This is a genomic window from Sphingorhabdus rigui (genome assembly GCF_014196595.1).
GTDB lineage: Bacteria > Pseudomonadota > Alphaproteobacteria > Sphingomonadales > Sphingomonadaceae > Sphingorhabdus_B > Sphingorhabdus_B rigui.
Genome location: NZ_JACIEA010000002.1, coordinates 363986 through 382406, shown reverse-complemented (window position 1 = coordinate 382406; position 18421 = coordinate 363986). Strand labels below are relative to the sequence as shown.

20 protein-coding genes are annotated in these 18421 nt (G+C 55.4%); 6 read left to right on the top strand and 14 right to left on the bottom strand.

The window, feature by feature from the left end; genetic code table 11:
* Positions 1 to 170: 170 nt before the first annotated feature.
* Both GGR91_RS09405 and GGR91_RS09400 read left to right on the top strand, forming a co-directional pair.
* Positions 171 to 1730: a class I adenylate-forming enzyme family protein gene (locus tag GGR91_RS09405; RefSeq protein WP_183941935.1), complete on the top strand. Its 1560-nt coding sequence runs from the start codon at positions 171 to 173 to the stop codon at positions 1728 to 1730.
* Entirely contained in the window at positions 1720 to 2229 is a 510-nt protein-coding gene (locus GGR91_RS09400) for a DUF2721 domain-containing protein (RefSeq protein WP_183941934.1), read from the top strand. Before GGR91_RS09405 ends, GGR91_RS09400 begins: the two co-directional genes overlap by 11 nt.
* Here GGR91_RS09400 and coaD read toward each other — a convergent pair whose 3' ends face one another.
* The 6 genes from coaD to GGR91_RS09370 form a co-directional block, all read right to left on the bottom strand.
* Entirely contained in the window at positions 2230 to 2742 is a 513-nt protein-coding gene (coaD, locus tag GGR91_RS09395) for a pantetheine-phosphate adenylyltransferase (RefSeq protein WP_183942064.1), read from the bottom strand.
* The gene (locus GGR91_RS09390) at positions 2739 to 3644 is read right to left on the bottom strand and encodes a polyprenyl synthetase family protein (protein WP_246337158.1); all 906 of its coding nucleotides are present in this window, start codon (positions 3642 to 3644) and stop codon (positions 2739 to 2741) included. The genes coaD and GGR91_RS09390 overlap by 4 nt, the downstream gene beginning before the upstream one ends.
* A gap of 5 nt (positions 3645 to 3649) precedes the next feature.
* Positions 3650 to 3889, bottom strand: a complete 240-nt coding sequence (locus tag GGR91_RS09385) for an exodeoxyribonuclease VII small subunit (RefSeq protein WP_183941932.1) — start codon at positions 3887 to 3889, stop codon at positions 3650 to 3652.
* Between the two features lie 53 nt (positions 3890 to 3942).
* Positions 3943 to 4818, bottom strand: coding sequence for a LysR substrate-binding domain-containing protein (locus GGR91_RS09380; RefSeq protein WP_183941931.1), 876 nt, complete (start codon positions 4816 to 4818; stop codon positions 3943 to 3945).
* A 301-nt stretch (positions 4819 to 5119) separates the two neighbouring features.
* Positions 5120 to 6424 (bottom strand): MFS transporter, encoded by a 1305-nt coding sequence (locus GGR91_RS09375; RefSeq protein ID WP_183941930.1) that lies wholly within the window; start codon positions 6422 to 6424, stop codon positions 5120 to 5122.
* Positions 6421 to 6744 (bottom strand): antibiotic biosynthesis monooxygenase family protein, encoded by a 324-nt coding sequence (locus GGR91_RS09370; protein WP_183941929.1) that lies wholly within the window; start codon positions 6742 to 6744, stop codon positions 6421 to 6423. Before GGR91_RS09370 ends, GGR91_RS09375 begins: the two co-directional genes overlap by 4 nt.
* 131 nt (positions 6745 to 6875) lie before the next feature.
* Here GGR91_RS09370 and GGR91_RS09365 point away from each other — a divergent pair, with 131 nt between their 5' ends.
* Positions 6876 to 7502, top strand: coding sequence for a class I SAM-dependent methyltransferase (locus tag GGR91_RS09365; RefSeq protein ID WP_183941928.1), 627 nt, complete (start codon positions 6876 to 6878; stop codon positions 7500 to 7502).
* Here the strand turns inward: GGR91_RS09365 and GGR91_RS09360 are convergent, their stop codons facing one another.
* A complete protein-coding gene (locus tag GGR91_RS09360) occupies positions 7503 to 8684 on the bottom strand; it encodes a phospholipase D-like domain-containing protein (protein ID WP_183941927.1) in 1182 nt (393 codons plus the stop codon).
* 119 nt (positions 8685 to 8803) lie between these two features.
* Between GGR91_RS09360 and rpoZ the strand changes: the two genes are divergently transcribed.
* Together rpoZ and GGR91_RS09350 are read left to right on the top strand one after the other, a co-directional pair.
* Entirely contained in the window at positions 8804 to 9148 is a 345-nt protein-coding gene (gene rpoZ / locus GGR91_RS09355) for a DNA-directed RNA polymerase subunit omega (protein WP_183941926.1), read from the top strand.
* Between the two features lie 87 nt (positions 9149 to 9235).
* Positions 9236 to 10324, top strand: coding sequence for a DUF3667 domain-containing protein (locus tag GGR91_RS09350; protein WP_183941925.1), 1089 nt, complete (start codon positions 9236 to 9238; stop codon positions 10322 to 10324).
* A gap of 50 nt (positions 10325 to 10374) precedes the next feature.
* Here the strand turns inward: GGR91_RS09350 and GGR91_RS09345 are convergent, their stop codons facing one another.
* The 7 genes from GGR91_RS09345 to GGR91_RS09315 form a co-directional block, all read right to left on the bottom strand.
* The gene (locus tag GGR91_RS09345; RefSeq protein ID WP_183941924.1) at positions 10375 to 10722 is read right to left on the bottom strand and encodes a hypothetical protein; all 348 of its coding nucleotides are present in this window, start codon (positions 10720 to 10722) and stop codon (positions 10375 to 10377) included.
* A gap of 77 nt (positions 10723 to 10799) precedes the next feature.
* Positions 10800 to 12746 (bottom strand): ATP-dependent zinc metalloprotease FtsH, encoded by a 1947-nt coding sequence (gene ftsH / locus GGR91_RS09340; protein WP_183942063.1) that lies wholly within the window; start codon positions 12744 to 12746, stop codon positions 10800 to 10802.
* Between the two features lie 113 nt (positions 12747 to 12859).
* Positions 12860 to 13807: a tRNA lysidine(34) synthetase TilS gene (gene tilS, locus GGR91_RS09335; RefSeq protein ID WP_183941923.1), complete on the bottom strand. Its 948-nt coding sequence runs from the start codon at positions 13805 to 13807 to the stop codon at positions 12860 to 12862.
* Positions 13798 to 14757 carry a tetratricopeptide repeat protein gene (locus GGR91_RS09330; protein WP_183941922.1) on the bottom strand — a complete coding sequence of 320 codons (960 nt, stop codon included), beginning with the start codon at positions 14755 to 14757 and terminating at the stop codon, positions 13798 to 13800. Before GGR91_RS09330 ends, tilS begins: the two co-directional genes overlap by 10 nt.
* A 130-nt stretch (positions 14758 to 14887) precedes the next feature.
* Complete coding sequence (locus tag GGR91_RS09325; protein ID WP_183941921.1) at positions 14888 to 15409, bottom strand: helix-turn-helix domain-containing protein; 522 nt, start codon at positions 15407 to 15409, stop codon at positions 14888 to 14890.
* A 115-nt stretch (positions 15410 to 15524) separates the two neighbouring features.
* Positions 15525 to 17789 carry a phosphoenolpyruvate--protein phosphotransferase gene (gene ptsP / locus GGR91_RS09320; protein WP_183941920.1) on the bottom strand — a complete coding sequence of 755 codons (2265 nt, stop codon included), beginning with the start codon at positions 17787 to 17789 and terminating at the stop codon, positions 15525 to 15527.
* A 59-nt stretch (positions 17790 to 17848) separates the two neighbouring features.
* A complete protein-coding gene (locus GGR91_RS09315) occupies positions 17849 to 18019 on the bottom strand; it encodes a YdcH family protein (protein ID WP_183941919.1) in 171 nt (56 codons plus the stop codon).
* A gap of 169 nt (positions 18020 to 18188) precedes the next feature.
* Between GGR91_RS09315 and GGR91_RS09310 the strand changes: the two genes are divergently transcribed.
* On the top strand, positions 18189 to 18386 hold the full coding sequence (locus GGR91_RS09310) for a YdcH family protein (protein WP_183941918.1): 198 nt from the start codon (positions 18189 to 18191) through the stop codon (positions 18384 to 18386).
* Positions 18387 to 18421: the final 35 nt, after the last annotated feature.

Below are 18421 nucleotides of genomic sequence, written 5' to 3'. Positions count from 1 at the left end.
CGAAAAGCCCAAGGGAAAGCGGCAATAATGCCCTATTTTTCCACAATCTTTTGCGCCTGTCGCTTGTCGCGTTTTTGGGTGGCGGGGTGCGGCGAAAAATTAAGCGGTGAAAGTTTTCGATATCGCGCTAAATCATCACATGCGCATCTAAGGGATAGGCACAAAACGTGATGAATATCGAGACTGAACTGGAAAAGAGCTTTGGTGACTTTGGCGCACTTATCGGTGCTTGGGGTACAGAAAAACCCGACGCGCACGCGCTCGCAGACAAGTTTACCACGGTTTCTTGGAGCCAAGTTGCGCAGCTAACGTCACGCATTGCCGCGCAGCTTCAGCGCGATGGCCTTCAGCATGGTCAGGCGGTCGCCATTTTGGGCATGAGCAACATCAATTACGCATTGGTCTATTTGGCTGCAGTGCGTGCAGGCGGCTGCGCTGCGCCGCTGACGACATCGGCTACCCCGGCGCAATTGTCCGCGATGTTGCGGGACTCAGGGGCGATGCATCTTTTTGTCGATGCGGCAAAGCTGGCCGATCTTGGCGGTATAGACTTGGGCGATGTGCGCATTGTCATATTGGATAATGGCGACGCACCGCACCCAAGCCTTGAAGCTTGGATGGCCGAAGAGGGCGCGACATTTGCATCGGCTGCACCTGCGCCGACTGACCCGTTCAACATTATTTATTCGAGCGGAACGACAGGCACGCCAAAGGGCATCATCCATTCGCACGCCATGCGCTGGCACCAGATGGCGGGTGGTTTCAAATCCATTTACAGTCGTGATACCCGTTCGTTGGTTTCCACGCCCTTATATTCGAATACGACGCTTGCTGTGTTCCTGCCGACCATGTGCCATGGCGGATTTGCGCGGATTATGGATAAATTCGATGTCACCGGCTATCTTGACCATGCACAGTCCGACCGGACAACGCATACCATGCTGGTGCCCGTCCAATATCAGCGGATCATGGCGCATGATGGTTTTGCCAATTACGATCTTTCGCATTTCATCATCAAATTTTGCACCAGCGCGCCATTCCCGGCGGAGTTAAAGGCGGATGTTGTCAAACGCTGGCCCGGCGGGCTCGTCGAAATTTATGGGATGACCGAGGGCGGGGTGGTCTGCATGCTGCAGGCGCATAATTTCCCCGACAAGCTGCACACCGTGGGTCAGCCCGTGACGGGCCATGAACTAATCGTCCTTGATGACGACGACAATCGTCTTCCTGCTGGATCAAAAGGCGTTTTAACGGGCCGGTCACCCACGATGATGTCCGGCTATAAGAACCAGCCTGAAAAAACGCGCGAGATGGAATGGCGCGATGAGGATGGCAATATCTGGCTCAAAACCGGCGACATCGGGATCGTTGATGAAGACGGCTTTGTCTCCATCGTCGGGCGCGCGAAGGATATGATCATCTCCGGCGGGTTCAACATTTACCCCAAAGATCTGGAGGAGCTGCTGGAGGCGCAAGCGGAGGTCGCTGAGGCTGCTGTGGTCGGCATGCCGTCGGATGCATGGGGCGAGACGCCGGTTGGCTTTGTGCGGTTGCATCCCGACGCCAGCAGCACGCCCGACACTATCTTGGAACGGGTGAATGGACAGCTTGGCAAAACCCAACGCATTTCGGTGCTCTATCCCATCGACGAAATGCCGCGCAGCCATATCGGCAAGCTGCTGAAAACCGATTTGCGGACATTGGCGGCAGAATTGCAAAATGGACGGTAAATTTGGCCCGGATCTGGCGGCGGTCATTTCCGTTCTGCAGACGGCACTGACCCCCGCATTTTTGCTTGTTGCGGTGGGCAGCCTGCTCAATGTCCTCACCGGCCGACTGTCGCGCATTGTGGACCGGTCACGCGACCTGCAGCGGCAATATGCCCAGACCGACGGGAAAGCGCACGAACGGGTCGTCACCGAACTGCGTATCATTGAAAAGCGCATGCGTGTGGTGGGAAGATCGATCTTGTGCGCGGTTCTGTCCGCGATTTCGGTGTGCATCATGATCGTGGTGCTGTTTGTGATGGGGCTCACCAATATTTCGGCAGCATGGATAGCCGTGGCTATATTCATGCTGGCACTGGCGCTGTTGTCGGCTTGCCTGTTTCAATTCGTGCACGAGATCCGCTTGGCAACTTATGCCATATATGTGCCGGAGGAATATCTTGAGCTGCCGGCGCCTAAGGAACGCAAGCGGCGTAAGGCTGTGGAACGCGCAGGCGCGTAATTAGCTTGCCTTGCTGGCCAATAATTGAACGCGTGCGACAACTTCATCGCGGATCGCAGGCGTCACAAACTTGCCAATTTCGCCACCGTACATCGCGATTTCCTTCACCAACCGTGACGCGATGGGCTGAAGCGAGACATCTGCCATCAGGAACAGCGTTTCGACGCGGTCATTCAGCTGGCGGTTCATACCCGTGAGCTGATATTCATATTCGAAATCCGTGACGCCGCGAATACCGCGAATGACCGTGCTTGCGCCATGTGCTTCGGCAAAGTCCATCAGCAGTGAATTGAACCCGACAACGCGGATATGACCTGCGCCAATTGTCGCAACTTCGCGCTCGACCATCGCAATACGCTCTTCATCGGCAAACATCGGCGATTTTGACGCGTTGGTGGTCACGCCAATGATGAGTTCGTCAACCAACTTCGCGCCGCGCCGGATGATGTCCATATGGCCCAAGGTGATTGGGTCAAAAGTTCCGGGATATACGCCAATCCGGTGGGTCATCAGCGATCTCTTTCCGTGATATAATTCGCAATGGCGCGCAACAAATCTGCCTCTGCGCCATAGCTTGATAGATAATCATTGGCTTGCTGGACCAGCATTTCGGCCTGTTGCTTGGCGCGATCAAGCCCCATCAGCGACACAAATGTGCCCTTGCCGGCCTCGGCATCTTTCTGCAGCGCCTTGCCAGCCAATTCGGGGTCACCTTCGACATCCAAAATGTCATCGGCAATTTGAAAGGCAAGGCCAATGTCGCGGGCATAGCCCCGCAAATGCGTGCGGCCTTCGGGCGGGATATGGCCCAAAATGGCGCCCATTTCGACGCTTGCAGCAATAAGTGCGCCGGTTTTCAACGCCTGCAGGCGCATGACCGTTTGCAAATCGAACGCTGCGTTCTCCGCCTCAATGTCCATCATCTGGCCGCCCGCCATGCCTTCAGGACCACTGGCCAGCGCCAGCGTCGACACCAGTTCGCCACGCACAAATGGGTCGCTATGGGTATCTGGATTGGCCAAGATTTCAAAGGCAAGCGCATGCAGCGAGTCACCGGCCAAAACCGCCGTCGCTTCGTCAAACGCGCGATGCACGGTGGGCTTGCCACGGCGCATATCATCATCATCCATGCAGGGCAGGTCGTCATGCACCAGCGAATAGACGTGAATGGCCTCAACCGCCGTACCCACGCGTAACGCCGTTTTGCGGTCGACATGGAACAAGGCTGCGGTGGCCGTCACCAGCAACGGACGAAGACGCTTGCCGCCGCCAATAGTGGCGTGCCGCATCGCTGCATATAAACGGTCGCGTGCGTCCCCGGGTATTTTCAGCAGCGTGTCGAATTCTTGGTCAACATCTGCTGCAATATGGCTCAGCGCATCTTGAAGCAGCGAAGATGTCGATACCGGCGACATCACATTCATCCGGCGTCGAACGATGTGGTGCCCGTTGGCGCACCGTCAGGGCCAAGCGTAATCGCTTCAATCCGTGCCTTCGCCATATCAAGCCGTTGCTGGCACAACGCCCGCAGCGTGTTGCCGCGTTCATATAGCGCAATGGATTCATCAAGCGGCGCTTCACCGCTTTCCAGCTTGTGGACGATATCCTCAAGCGCGCGTAGCGCCTGTTCGAAATTCAGTTCAGAAACGTCATCAGTCATCACACTGCAATGACGGCGGGCGGGCGATGGGTCAAGTGTTCGCGCTACCGAATTTATACGCCCGACTTTAACAGCCAGTCGTGGAAAATCTTGACGGCGCGCTGCTTCAGCGCGCGCGGGCGGCACACGAACCAGTAGCTATAGGGGCTTTCGACCTCTGTATCGAAAAGACGCGTCAGGCGTGGATCACGCGCGTCAGAAAAATGGCTTCCGTGCATGATCGCGACGCCCAGCCCATTGGCGGCAGCTTCAAGCATCAACGGGCCGCTATCCAAACTATCAATGGCGGCGGGTTTTAAACGGGGTGCGCCCATGGCCTGACGCCAGGCATCGAATATCATGGGCATATCGCTGTGGACCATGACCGTATGCTTGGCCAGATCTTCTGGCTTTTGCACATTATGCTCTTTGGCCCATTGTTCCGAAGCAATCGCATAGACAAGGTTACGGTCGAGACGAACGCTGTAGAGTTTTGGGTCAACCTCGGCAGCGATGATGATCGCGGCATCAATCACGTCGCCCAACAGATTTTCCGCATGGCCAGAGGTATCAACGTCGATATGCAATTTCGGGAAAGCTTTGCGCAATTCGGGGAGGCGCGGGATAAGGCGTTGTGAACCAAAAAGCGGAAGCAAGCCGAGGCGTAGGCGATATTCGCCGCCACGGCCAGCAAGCTCTTCAACAGCTTCGGCCATCGCATCCATTGCCGGCTCGACAGCCGCCAGTAAGGTTTCGCCATCGGCGTTAATGACCATGGCTTGGGCGCGGCGGTCGAACAGCGATTTGCCGATAAAATCTTCAAGCGCTTTAATGCGGCGGCTTAAGGCAGGAGGTGACAGCGCCAGTTCACTGGCCGCGGCTTTGGCCGAACCCAATTTGGCGACGCGCAAAAAGGCTTCCAATGACCGTAATGGTGGCAATCTGCGCATATCATCTCCTTTTTTGTCGCACTGCAACAAAAGTGATTTGATTCTGCGATCGTGAAAATGCCGCGGAATTCAGTTTAATCTTATAAATAGCAGTTGCATGATATGCAACTGCTATTGCACTGTTCGCACTTGCACAAAAAATGAAATATCGCGATAGGGGACAAGCCTTATAGGCATCCTCTCCTAAAGACTTTTTCAGGGTCGACTTCGGTCGGCCCTTTTTTTGCGTAAAACCTGCTTCGGTTAGGCGAGCGTGCGAAACGATATGATGTGGTGACTTAGCAATGATGCGGAATGCGCGTTACGCTTCGTCGGGAACAATCAACGCCCGTCTGCCCCAAATGATCAGAAAAACCAATGAGGCAGAGATGAGAATGAAGGTTGCTGGCTCCCACCAGTTCAATAGGGCGACGCCGACGGCTGGTGCAAAAATATAGGCGGCGCCATTGATCGATGCGATTTTACCGGCAACATCGCCTTGCTCATGCCGCCTGACAGCCAATGAGGCGCCGGCGGTAAATCCCGGCCGGAACAGTCCAAAGCCCAAAGATGCAATCGCAAAGCCTGTGCTGATGCCGTAAAAATCATGGCTAACGCCGGTTAATATGGTGCCAATCAGCGCCAGTATCGAACCCCAAAGCACTGAACTGCGTGCGGCGAGCGACAAGATCGGGATGAGGCCCCATTGCGCCAATAACGTGGCCATCGCGCCAATGAGCATGACTGAGCCACTGGCCTGCACCGCTTCCCAAGGGCGATCATGCAGCCCAAGGCGATCGCGGACGAGGAAACCGACCACGCCCAGGATGATTGCCTGCGCGTGCCCGCCAATGAGGCCCGCAATAAGCCACGACGCCAATCTTTCATCGCGCCATGGCAAGCGGACTTCGGCATCGGGTACGGAGCCGAGCGCTTCGCCGTCCACGTCTTCGGTATCGAGCGCGTTCATGGACGCAGAGTTGGGGTAGGCTGCAACCGAGCCACGCGCGGCAAAGCGCGGGGTGTCGTTCGGCAACTGCACATGCAATGCGATTAGGACCGCGACGCCAAATATCGCAAACATGATCAACGGTCCGGCCAGTCCAAAGGGCGGGAACAACAAATAATGCGCGGTCGCCGGGCCTATGACTGTGCCTACGCCGAATGACGAGGCAAGCATCGACAATGCCTTCGTCCGCTCGGCGCGTTCGGTTCGTGCGGCAACATATGCCTGAACAGCGGGCGGAGCCGCGGAACCAAAACCGCCATAAAGGCTGCGGAAAATCGCAAAGAGTATGAATGTAACGATTGGCCCGATCAGGCCGGCAAGGCCCAGCCATAATACCAGCCCGCAAAGGCCCATTGATGAGATGAAGCCAATGATGCCGACACTCATCAATTGTTTGCGGCCCCGACGGTCGGACAAGCGCGCCCATTTGGGGGCGGTGATGACCCATAAAAGTGCAGACCAGCTAAACGCTAGGCTGACCAACACATCGGGCATATCCAGTTCGCTTGCGATGGCAGGCAATGCCGACTGCATCGCCGTATTGCCCGCGGCGGCAACGAGCATGACGAGGAAAAGGACGACGACGCGGCTGTTGGGTATGGCCTGAACTGCGCTCATGGTTTTTCCCAATCATAGCTGCGCGTGACTTCTGCGACATGCAGGCTGTAATCGCTGTACCAAAGATCGCGTCCTGAATCGCGCACAGCGGTGTGTTCGGGGTGATCGCGCCATGCCTTCGCGCTGGCTTCATCAGTCCAATAGCTGACGGTTATGCCAAGCCCGTCTGACCCTCGCACTGAATCCATGGCGATATACCCCTTTTGTTGCACAGCCAGCGCTTCCATCATCGCGGCTGCGCGCGCATAGCCCGCTGCGTCAGCATCGGTCCGCTGCGCCACGAAAATCACTGAAATTGTTCCTCGGGGAAGCTGTGCCATATCTGTGGCATTAGAACCGATATGCAAAACAATGCAACCGTGGGGAACAGATTATTAGTTAATGCGTTTGCATAAACGGAGTCCAATCGTGACTGTAAGAAACGCGCAACAATTGTCCCCGGACCCATCGCATGACATCTTCAACTTTGGCTAAAGCGACGGTGCGTGACCGCATCAAAGCCTGGGCCAGCCGCTTTTTTGGTCCGTGGGGCATTTTCTTCAAAGGCTTTATCAAGCATCCTGTGATGGTCGGGTCGATCATTCCGTCCTCATCCAAGACCGTCAAAAAAATGCTCGCACCGGTCGATTGGGACAATACACAGCTGTTCGTTGAATATGGGCCAGGCATCGGTACATTCTGCCAGCCTGTGCTCGACCGCATGCGTCCCGACGCGACCTTGTTGGTCATCGACCTGAACGAAGATTTCATCGACTATTTGCGCCGCACTATATGCGACAGCCGCTTTATCGCGGTGCATGGGTCGGCCGCTGACGTAAATGAGATTATCAGCCATTTCGGATTTGCGCATGCGGACTATATTTTGTCGGGATTGCCTTTTTCGACACTGCCCAACAATCTGGGGCCGGTGATTGCAGCGGAAACAGCAAAAGCCATTCGGCCCGGCGGCGCATTTCTGGTGTACCAGTTCCGTGCCCGTGCGCGCGATTTTATGGCACCGCATTTTCGTAAAATCGATAGCGGGTACGAATTCTGGAATATTTTGCCATGCCACCTTTTTTGGGGCTGGAAAGAGTGATTACCGGTTGCGCAGCAGGCTGAACTTAATCCGCCGACCGATGGTGTAGTCCACCGAATTCACGAGGAAATATGCAATTGCAGCCTTGAACCGGCTCCAAACAGTGTCGCGCGCTTTTAACAACACGGGCGTTTGCTCTTCGGACTGGGCAACCAGCCCATCGATCAACGTGCGCATATACAGCGCCAGCGCCTCATCCTTGATACGGACCATGATCTCGAGATTGATGAACATGCTGCGGACGTCGAGATTGGCCGAGCCAATATACACCGCGTCATCGATAACCATCAGCTTCATGTGCAGGCGGCGCGGCTGGAATTCGTAAATCTTCGTTCGGCGCCGCAGCAGGTAACGGTAGAGCAACCGTGCCGCGGGAATGGTGGCCCCATTGTCTGTTTTACCAGCCATGATGAGCCGCGATCCCTTGTTCCGTTTCGATACCTTCGCCAATCGGCGCAATATTGTTTGCGACGGGGAAAAATAGGCCGATGCAATGTCGAACCGTTTCCCGACCTCCAAAGACCGTTTGAACGTAAGCGCCCATGGCGAGATCCGGTTTGTCGGTCCGCCCAACAGCCATTGGACTTCGCCTATGCCCGGTCGCCATTGCCGGATAATCGAACGGATTTTACGATAGCGCACCTTTCCGCCGACCGATGCGCTTGCCATGTCGTCGAAGTAGCGCGCCAGTCTTGGCACCTCCGGGCCGGTTATAATGATGCCCAAATCTTCCCAGTCATCGTCACCTGCTCGCCCGAAATATTGATCGGTAATGTTAAATCCGCCCACCAGTGCGTGCTTGCCATCGGCTATGAGGATTTTTTGATGGTTGCGGATGATATAGCCCAAGCCCTTGCGGGTGCTGAAGCAATGATATCTTCCGCCCGCATCGGTCAGTGCGTCAAAGAAACGGTCGCTAATTTCGGCAGAGCCAAAGCTATCGATGATAAGCTGTACCTGCACACCGCGGTTTGCCGCTTCGACCAACGCCGTCCGCACGTCGCGTCCAGCCGAATCGTCGGCAAACATATAGAAAAACATTTGGATGGAGTGTTCCGCCACCCCGATCAGGCGCAACACCGCATCAAGCCTGTCGTTCGGGGCATGAACCAGATGGAGCTGATGGCCAGCAACCTGAAACTGCTTTCCGGGGAACCCCGGGGTGCCTGATTGCGTTGCCATAACTCAGTTTACCGCTTTGCGCAGGCTACGGCAAGCTGCCTGCCCTTTTCATTGACATTTTCGCTGGTTGTCTTTAGGCGCGAGCAACTTCCCGAAATTCCGAAGAATCAGGAGCCAAGATGGCACGCGTTACTGTTGAAGATTGCATCGACAAGGTCACCAACCGGTTTGACCTCGTATTACTCGCCGCAGAACGCGCGCGTGAAATCTCTGGTGGTGCTGAACTGACTGTTGATCGTGATCGCGATAAAAACCCCGTTGTGGCTTTGCGCGAAATCGCTGAAGAGACGGTTCGCCCAGACCAGCTGAAAGAAGGCCTCGTGCAGTCGCTTCAGAAGGTTCAAGTTGACGAAGATGAAGAAGCCGATGCCGTCGGCTCGATCAGCCTTTCGGCAGAAGCACTTCGCCTCACGGCCGCTGCTCCCGCACGCGGCGCAGGTATGCAGCGCGATTACGACCGGTAATATCGCGCACATATATTGAAGAAAGAGGCCCGGCTTGTCCGGGCCTTTTCTTTTGGCATTCCACCGCACCGCTGATACATGAGCCAAATGAGTGGAGAACTGGCAGCCGCAGCGGATATCATTACTGGTGCAGCAGTCGCACGCGCTGTTGAGCCGAATGCTGGCGAGGGCAAAGATCCATCTGATATGTGCCTGAACTGCGGCACAGCCCTGCATGGACCACATTGCCATATATGCGGTCAAAAGGCGAAGGCGCACCGCACATTGAGTGCGTTTGGTCACGATATCCTGCACAGTGTTCTGCATTTCGACGGCAAGATTTGGCGCACATTGCCCATGCTGTTCTGGAAGCCTGGGGAGTTAACGCGGCGCTATGTGCATGGTGAACGCGCCAAGTTTGTTTCTCCACTCGCGCTGTTTTTATTTTCGGTGTTCCTGACCTTTGCGGTATTTAACTGGATGTCGCATGGCGACGAAGCCGCCGTCGATTTGGGCGCCGGAAGCACCAAAGCAGAGGTCGCCACACCCGAATTTGCGGCCGAACAACGCAAATCGCGGGACGATATCGCCCGGCTGGAAAAGGACGTTCTTGCGGCCCGTAAAGCAGGCAAGCCGACGCAAGCGTTGGAGCAAGAGCTGAAATCCGACAAGTTGGGCCTGACGCTCATGGGAACCGCGGCGAACAGCTTCGGCAACGGAACCAATGATGCCGACGGGTACCAATTTACCGACTTGGAATTTCCGGGCGCAGCCTATCTGAACAAGGCAGCGGAAACGGCGAAGAAAAATCCGCAGCTGCTTTTCTACAAGATGCAATCCAATGCCTATAAATACAGCTGGGCACTTATTCCGATATCGGTCCCCTTTGTCTGGCTGCTGTTTTTCTGGCGCCGGCGGTTCAAGATGTTCGATCACGCAGTGTTCGTGACCTATTCACTGACCTTCATGATGCTGCTTGGCCTGATTTGCGGCATATTGATTAGCTTTGGCCCGACAGAACCCATTGGTGGATTATTACTCACATTTTATCCGCCCATTCACATGTACCGGCAATTGCATCAGGCATATGAAACATCGCGTTTTGGCGCCTTTTGGCGGATGTGCTTGTTATCCGTTTTTGCCATGACCGCGCTGACTTTATTTGCTGTGCTCGTTGTCGCCATCGGTGTCAGCTGACAGCACACGCACTTTAATTTTGCCGCTCTCCGGCGCGATCTAGGATCGGCCTAACAAGGAAAACGACGTATCACGATCTCGCGCCAGGCATCCCGAACGGTTTGAATACGCCTGCGTTCTTGGGGAATGCTCGCGAAACCCTCCAGAAATTGCTCGGCGGTTAGACGATATTTTTTGGGCGCGCAAAACAAGGGCTTGCCCGCAGCATGCGCTTGTTCATTTTCTGCTTTGACGGAAGCTGCGGCGGCTTGAAACAGCCGTGCCATCGGCTTGATCTCTTTTGAAAATACCGCGCCCATGCCCTTTTTCTTAAGGGCCAGTGCCTTCACATAAAATGTTTCCGCATCCATGGCTTGGGCGGGAACGGCACACAGCAGCGCACCGCTGGCAATCAGCACAGCGAATTTCATATTTGCGACCTCAACTCTCTCGTCAACCGGACTAGAGCGTTGAGGTTATCTTGCAAAGATGAAAATCAGACGCCTTGTGGCGTTACGTCACCAACGGATGAGGATTTGCGACGACCTGCTTTGGGAATGGCCGTCCCGACGGTCGGGATGGACGATGGTTGCGCAACCTTGCCATCGTCGCGTTCGAATTTGCCGGTTTCAAGCAGCTGCTTGATCTCATCACCGGACAGCGTTTCGAACTCCAGCAATGCGTTTGCCAAAAGATGGAGCTGCTTGTCGTGCTTTTTCAAAAGGTCGGTGGCACGCTTATGGCCACCTTCCACCAGCTTGCGAATTTCAGCATCTATCTTGCGTGCTGTCTCGTCCGACATCGCCGACCGCTGCGACATGCCATAGCCAAGATAACCTTCCTGCCGCTCTTCATATTGCAGCGGGCCCATTTCGTCGGACATGCCCCATTGGGTCACCATGTCCCGCGCAAGGCTCGTGGCATATTGGATATCGCTTGAGGCACCGGAGCTGACTTTGTCGTAGCCGAAGATCAGCTCTTCCGCCACGCGGCCACCCATCGATACCGACAGGTTGGCGTGCATCTTGTCGCGATGATAGCTGTAATTATCACGCTCCGGCAGGCGCATGACCATACCCAGCGCACGACCGCGCGGAATGATGGTCGCCTTATGGATTGGGTCCGACGCCGCTTCATGGATCGAAACAATCGCATGTCCGGCTTCGTGATAGGCGGTCATTTTCTTTTCGTCTTCGGTCATGACCATGGACTTGCGCTCGGTGCCCATCATCACCTTGTCTTTCGCGTCCTCAAATTCGCGCATGGCAACCAGGCGTTTGCCACGGCGTGCTGCCAACAAGGCCGCTTCGTTGACGAGGTTAGCAAGGTCGGCGCCGGAGAAACCGGGCGTGCCACGTGCAATGACACGGCCGTCAACATCAGGTGCCAAAGGCACTTTTTTCATATGAACGTCGAGGATTTTCACGCGGCCATCAATGTCAGGACGCGGCACGACGACTTGCCTGTCGAAACGACCGGGACGCAGCAGGGCAGGGTCGAGCACATCCGGGCGGTTGGTGGCGGCAACGATAATGATGCCTTCATTCGCCTCAAAACCATCCATTTCAACCAGAAGCTGGTTGAGCGTCTGTTCGCGCTCGTCATTTTGGTTGCCAAGGCCAGCGCCACGGCTGCGGCCCACGGCGTCGATTTCGTCGATAAAGACGATGCACGGTGCATTCTTCTTTGCCTGTTCAAACATGTCGCGCACGCGGCTTGCGCCGACGCCGACGAACATTTCAACGAAGTCCGAACCCGAAATGGAAAAGAATGGAACGCCTGCTTCACCCGCAATAGCGCGTGCCAGCAAAGTCTTACCGGTACCCGGCGAACCCACCAGCAATGCGCCCTTGGGAATCTTACCACCCAGGCGGCTGAATTTATGCGGGTCTTTCAAAAACTCGACAATTTCCTGAAGCTCTTCACGCGCTTCGTCAATGCCGGCAACATCTTCAAAAGTGACCTTGCCATGCTTTTCGGTCAGCAGCTTTGCCTTGGACTTGCCAAAGCCCATCGCGCCGCCAGCACCGCCGCCCTTTTGCATTTGGCGCAACACGAAAAATGCGATGCCCAAGATCAGCAGGAATGGCAGTGCCTGATATATGAGGAGTAGCAGCAGGCTTGGCTGTTCCGCAGTTTTCACTTCAACCACTACGCCTTTTTCAGCAAGCAGTGGGGGGAGGCTGGAGTCATTCGGCAGCGGCACTGTTGCGAAGGTTTCATCATTCTGAAACTTGCCATTGATTCGGTCTGGCGCGATGGCAACATACTTGACTTCGCCCGCTTCAACTTTGTCGCGGAATGACGAATAAGTGATACCGTTGGTCGGCGTGGATGAGCCGTTGAAAATGGAGGCGACGACCAGAAGCGCCACAATGATGGCCGACCAGATGGCCATATTCCGCAGCATCGGGTTGCTCTTTGGTTCCTGTTCGTCGTTCATCATCACTGCCTTGATTTCAGCTCCGCGCCAAACGCGCAGAGATACCTCGTCAATGTAGGTGCGATTATGTGAATGGCAATATAGCGATTGGCAAAATTCCAGCCGGTGTAAACTTAGTTCCGCCGCGGCGGTGCCATGGTAAACCGCCAATTGTCGCCGCCTTCGCATTTGACAGCACCCATGGTGGCGGTGCGCCCGTCCGAAAGTTCGGAAAGCAAGCGGTCAATGGCATCGCCGCGCGGGCTCAGTTCGGGCTCCATCAGCTGCAGGCAATGGATCAACAGGCGGCGCTGTATCTCGCGCGGGACATTGCGTGCATCGCAGATGATAGCGTCCGTTTCGCGCTGGACCCTTTCTTGCGTGAGTGTCTCGGTCATCCAATTTAGCGCTTCTGAGGCATCTGCCAGTGCGCTGGCAGTGCGTCCGGCACGGTCGGCGCGAAAGGGATGCTGTGTGTTCGCCAGCCAATGGCGCATCGCGACCCGTTCAAAGTCGGTATTTGCGTTGCTGGGGTCCTCCACCGGATTGAACCCAGCGGCAGCGCAAATGGAAATCAACTCGTCTTTCGTGAACCCCAATAAGGGGCGCAGTATCTTCCCATTATTCGACCGGATAGCCGATAGCCCGTCAACGCCGCTGCCGCGCGCAAGCCGCATCAATAGGGTTTCAAGCTGATCATCGGCATGGTGGGCGGTAGCGATATACGCACAATCATGCTGCTCTGCTGCCTGCGCCAATAACGCGTATCTTGCGGATCGTGCAGCGGATTGAATATTTCCGCTGATTTTTTCGGCCGGCGACAAAATGACGTGCGGCACCTGCATGTCTTTGCAAATACGCTGCACATATAATGCTTCGTCGGCGGACTCTGGCCTTAACCCATGATCGACGGTCGCCGCGACAACGCGATCGGGCATCGTTTTGTACAACAATATAAGCAGTGCCAGACTATCGGGCCCGCCGGATACCGCGCACAATATGCGCGCACCCGCCGCGACATGCAGCGCATTTACCGCGCCGTTAAAGCGGTCGAGAAGCGCAGCGTCGACGGTTACTTGCACTTCGCGCGCGTTTTACCGGCAGTGACCCGATCCGCCAAGCGACCGCTGGCAACGTCTGGATACGCTTTTGTAAGCTCACCATATGCTTCGCACGCCTCAGCCGTTTTGCCGAGGTCGGTTAAAGCTGACCCTAAGAAAAACAAACTGTCGGGTGCACGCTCCCCACGCGGGTCTGCTTTGTAGTTATCGTAGAAAACTTTAACGGCGGTTGCAGGTTTTTTGTCGTCCAGCCACGCCCGTCCGAGCAAGTTTCGCAGGAAGCTTGCACGTCGGTGCTTTGGATATGTTTTAAGCGTTTCTTCCAGCGTGGCTTGCGCTTCTGGGTAGAATTTCGCTTCCCACAATCTGAAGCCATAAGTGTAACCATCTTCAAAAGCGTCGCCAGTGGCTGGCCGTTCAATGGCAGCAACTGCGGCAACGCGGGCAGCACTTGGCTTAGCCGCCGTAGCCACCGGCTTGGCTGCTGCTACAACGGGTTTTGGCTTGACGGTCACTGCTACGGGCACAGGTGCTGCGGCAGGTAAGACGCTTGGAGCGGTTGTGGCCTGTGCGGTTGCCGGCACTTCGGTTTCCTGCGGTGCACTCGCCATCTGCGCGCTCGCCAGTTGCGCCTCCAAGATTTTCAAACGCGCTTCGAGGCCACGCATATTGTTGCCCTGCTGCTCGACCTGGCCCGTCAAAGTGGCCAGTTGTGCTTCCAACGCGTCTACACGCATCAACAGGTCCGACGTTGCTGACGTCGTCGTGGTGTTCTCGGGCTTTGTCGCGGTGGGTGACTGGATGTCAGGTGCGATAAATTTTCCGGCACCTGCGGGAAAGACCTGACGCTGGACAGCGCGCATTTCCTTTTCAAGCTTGCCCACGCGTCCGTCAATATTTGCATCTTGCGCAACTGCGGATGCGCTGAGTGCAAATGCTGCGCCGCTTAACAAAGCAAGCCGAAATTTCATTGCTCATTCCCCTTAAACTGACAAGTTTGGACGTACCGCTGATTGGACCAACGCAATAAATAGCCATCACACCATTTCAGTGCAAAGAAAACCTGATTTTATTTAGATTTGTTCCGCGTTGTCGGGTGCTTTACTGCGCAGAATTAGCACTATTTGCCGGCAGAGGCGCGATCGGTGCTGTGGCGGCTGGCTTTACCGAGATCGGTGACGTGACCGGTTTATCGGCTGGCGCAGCATTTGTGAGTGTTAGGCTTCTGAATATAAAATATGCCGCCAGCGCAACCGCCGCGATTGCGGCCGACGTCCATGCGAGTGTTTTCGAAGGTACCCGTGCGGGGTCAGCTGGTTCGTAGTTTTGAGCTGGTGGCTGATAGCCTTCATGGCCACTGCGCGCCAATTCCAAGCGCATCGCCTCACTTATTGTGGCGGCATCCATTTCGACCGCATTTGCATAAGATCGCGCGAAACCGAGCGTGTAGGTTTGGCCCGGGAGGGCGTCAAAATTTGATTGCTCGATAGATTCGAGATGGCGAGTCGGCACACGCGTTTTTGCGGCGATATCGGATAGGCTAAGGCCCAGCCGTTCGCGGCCTGCTTTCAGCTGGCTTCCTACGGATCCGTGCTCTTCGTCAACAGAAGCTAATAAGTCCACTGCAATCTCCACGCCCCGTTTATTCCGCCTCTTTGTGCAGTTATCCGGACAATGGTCATCTTCCTGATAAAGTCAACGGCGATAACAACTTTTCACCTTTGGGAAATCCCGCAATTTAGCCGGTTTCAATGCCTTGGCTTGCCGCCCATATTGCCAGTTCCTCACGCAAATTTCCGGTGGGATTTTTCAGCAGCTCGTCCATCTTGTTGCGGATGTCGGCATGGTTGGTTGACCGCACCATCGCTTTTATGGGTCCCACGGCCGCTGGCGTGATCGACAAGCGATGGATGCCCAAGCCAATCAACGCGAGCGCTTCAAGTGTCCGTCCACCCATTTCGCCACATACCGCGACGTCGACGGGATAGCCGTCCGTTGTCTGAACCACGCGCCGAATGAAACGCAAAATGGCGGGGCTTAGCCAGTCATATCGTTCGGCCAGGCGCGGGTCCGCACGATCCGCTGCAAATAGGAACTGGGTGAGGTCATTTGTGCCAATCGACAGAAAATCGATTTTAGGCAGCAAAATATCGAGTGTTTCGGCCAGTGCTGGCACCTCAAGCATTGCCCCATAACGGATTTTCGTCGGCAGCCTTTTCTTCCGACGGCCCAAAAATTCCATCTGGCCTTCAAATATTTCTCGGGCCGCGTCAAATTCCCACGGCTCGGACACCATGGGAAACATGACGTTCAATGTACGGCCTGCTGATGCCTCAATGAGTGCGCGGGCCTGCGCCTTCATCAGCCCTGCATGGTCCAAAGACAGGCGCAGTGCGCGCCAGCCAAGCGCGGGGTTTTCTTCCTCGCTCGTTTCGTCTTTCAAATAAGGCAGGGGTTTGTCGCCACCGATATCGAGCGTACGAAAAATGACCGGCTTGTCGCCCGCCGCTTCAATGACATCGCGATAAAAACGTTGCTGACGTTCACGTTGAGGCAGCGTGGCCGATATCAGGAACTGGAATTCTGTACGGAACAGGCCAACGCCCTCCGCGCCGGTGGTGGCCAAGGCGGACATATCGTCGCGCAATCCGGCGTTGATCATTAACGTCACCGGCACGCCATCATTGGTGACCGATGCCGCGTCACGCATCGCTGCATAGCGTGCTTTTTTCTTTTGCCGATCGACCAGATCATGCTGGAAAAGCTCTTCGGCAGCCGACGATGGCCTGACGATGACGCTTTTTTCGTCGGCGTTCAGCAGCAGCATGTCGCCATCGCGCACCTTGTGGCGAATGCCTTGTACGCGGCCCAGCACGGGGATACCCATTGCGCGCGCGACAATAACGACATGCGCGGTGAGCGAACCTTCTTCAAGCACCACGCCGCGCAGACGCCGTTTGTCATATTCGAGCAACTCGGCCGGGCCCAAATTGCGCGCAATCAGGATCGAGTCTTTTTTCAGACCGAGTTGCGCCGCGGTGCTCATCTGACCTGACACAATCCGCAGCAACCGGTTGGATAGATCTTCCAGATCATGCATGCGGTCCGCCAGCAGCGCATCGTCAATCTGGCGCATACGCATACGGGTGCGTTGCTGGACGCGTTCAATAGCGGCTTCCGCGGTCAGGCCGCTATCGATGGCCTCGTTAATGCGGCGGCTCCAGCCTTCGTCATATGCGAACATCTTATAGGTCGCGATAACCTCTTCATGCTCGCCGCCCGTGCCGAAATCAATTTGGCTGGCCATGCGGTCGATTTGTTCGCGCATTTTGTCAAAGGCGGAATAGACACGGTGGCGCTCGGCTTCGATATCCTCAGCGACGGTATGTTCAATGCGGACATTGGGTTGGTGGAAAATAGCAACGCCAGCCGCCGCGCCCTTTACGAGCGGCAGGCCCGTGAGGCTAATGGTGCCGGTGTCATTCCCGCCCCGCGCGCTGGGCTCGTCGACAAGGTCTGCATTGGCGATCAGTTCTGACAGCACCATGGCCACGGTTTGAAGCGCCTCAATTTCGACCTCTTCATATTTCCGTGGCTCGACATGCTGCACCGCCAATACGCCAACCGCGCGTTCGGAACGGACAATCGGCACGCCTGCAAAGCTGTGAAAGCGTTCTTCGCCTGTTTCGGGCACATAACGGAAATTCGGGTGGGCTGCCGCCTCATCCAAGTTCAATGTTTCGACATTTTCCGCAATCGTGCCGACAAGGCCTTCGCCTAAGCCGAGGCGGGTGACATGGACCGCCGCCTCGTTCAATCCGCGCGTCGCAAATAATTCAAGCGCACCATCGCGCAACAGATAGATCGAGCACACTTCGCTCGACAGCGCTTCACCAATGATATTGACCACATGGTTCAGCTTGCCTTGCGCATGGTTTCGCGAGGCCATCACTTCGTGAAGACCGGTCAATATGTTGCGGGCAGAACGGGTAGCGCTTTCCATCAGTCCCATCTAGCAGAGACACAAAAGGCAAGCGATACCCCGCTTGAAATTATTCGTAGTCAGCCAGTTAGGGCCGATTCCTGCATAAGTACGTCCTTAAGATGCAGCTTTTGCTTCTTCAGGTTGAGAATGATGTTGGTGTCAGGAAAAGGTCTATGTTCTTCGCGCTGCAACTTTTGCTCAAGATCAGCATGTTTGCTACGAAGTGCGGACAGATGATTAATATTCACATCATTCTCCTTCAGCGTGAGACTCGGTGGTCCAACAGCCAAAGTAAATCACGAAATATTGCGCGAGTCTCGTGATAATTTTGCGTTTGGCGTGCGCGAGAAACATGCCCCCGCGATCATGCCCGCTTTTAACGATGACTTGTTTGCAGGAGTCTGGTTAGAAGGGGGAATGAACGACGACGGCTACCAGCAACAGCTTGAACAACTGAAGATTGAACATCGCGACTTGGATGACGCTATTACGGCGCTGACCATGCAGTCGGTCGTTGATCAGCTTCAGATTGCGCGTCTGAAAAAGAAGAAGCTGATATTGAAAGACCGAATCATGCGTCTTGAAGATCAGCTTGTGCCGGACATCATTGCCTGACCCGTTACCGTCCTTAGCGTTCACAACCGCGCGAT

What these genes read in the sequence shown, in the direction of transcription:
- GGR91_RS09310 (WP_183941918.1), top strand. Translation starts at nt 18,189, where the DNA reads ATGAACGACGACGGCTACCAGCAACAGCTTGAACAACTGAAGATTGAA.
- GGR91_RS09390 (WP_246337158.1), bottom strand. Translation starts at nt 3,644, where the DNA reads ATGTCGCCGGTATCGACATCTTCGCTGCTTCAAGATGCGCTGAGCCAT.
- GGR91_RS09365 (WP_183941928.1), top strand. Translation starts at nt 6,876, where the DNA reads ATGACATCTTCAACTTTGGCTAAAGCGACGGTGCGTGACCGCATCAAA.
- rpoZ (WP_183941926.1), top strand. Translation starts at nt 8,804, where the DNA reads ATGGCACGCGTTACTGTTGAAGATTGCATCGACAAGGTCACCAACCGG.
- GGR91_RS09385 (WP_183941932.1), bottom strand. Translation starts at nt 3,889, where the DNA reads ATGACTGATGACGTTTCTGAACTGAATTTCGAACAGGCGCTACGCGCG.
- GGR91_RS09370 (WP_183941929.1), bottom strand. Translation starts at nt 6,744, where the DNA reads ATGGCACAGCTTCCCCGAGGAACAATTTCAGTGATTTTCGTGGCGCAG.
- GGR91_RS09375 (WP_183941930.1), bottom strand. Translation starts at nt 6,424, where the DNA reads ATGAGCGCAGTTCAGGCCATACCCAACAGCCGCGTCGTCGTCCTTTTC.
- GGR91_RS09405 (WP_183941935.1), top strand. Translation starts at nt 171, where the DNA reads ATGAATATCGAGACTGAACTGGAAAAGAGCTTTGGTGACTTTGGCGCA.
- GGR91_RS09380 (WP_183941931.1), bottom strand. Translation starts at nt 4,818, where the DNA reads ATGCGCAGATTGCCACCATTACGGTCATTGGAAGCCTTTTTGCGCGTC.
- GGR91_RS09400 (WP_183941934.1), top strand. Translation starts at nt 1,720, where the DNA reads ATGGACGGTAAATTTGGCCCGGATCTGGCGGCGGTCATTTCCGTTCTG.
- ftsH (WP_183942063.1), bottom strand. Translation starts at nt 12,746, where the DNA reads ATGAACGACGAACAGGAACCAAAGAGCAACCCGATGCTGCGGAATATG.
- GGR91_RS09360 (WP_183941927.1), bottom strand. Translation starts at nt 8,684, where the DNA reads ATGGCAACGCAATCAGGCACCCCGGGGTTCCCCGGAAAGCAGTTTCAG.
- GGR91_RS09330 (WP_183941922.1), bottom strand. Translation starts at nt 14,757, where the DNA reads ATGAAATTTCGGCTTGCTTTGTTAAGCGGCGCAGCATTTGCACTCAGC.
- GGR91_RS09350 (WP_183941925.1), top strand. Translation starts at nt 9,236, where the DNA reads ATGAGTGGAGAACTGGCAGCCGCAGCGGATATCATTACTGGTGCAGCA.
- ptsP (WP_183941920.1), bottom strand. Translation starts at nt 17,789, where the DNA reads ATGGAAAGCGCTACCCGTTCTGCCCGCAACATATTGACCGGTCTTCAC.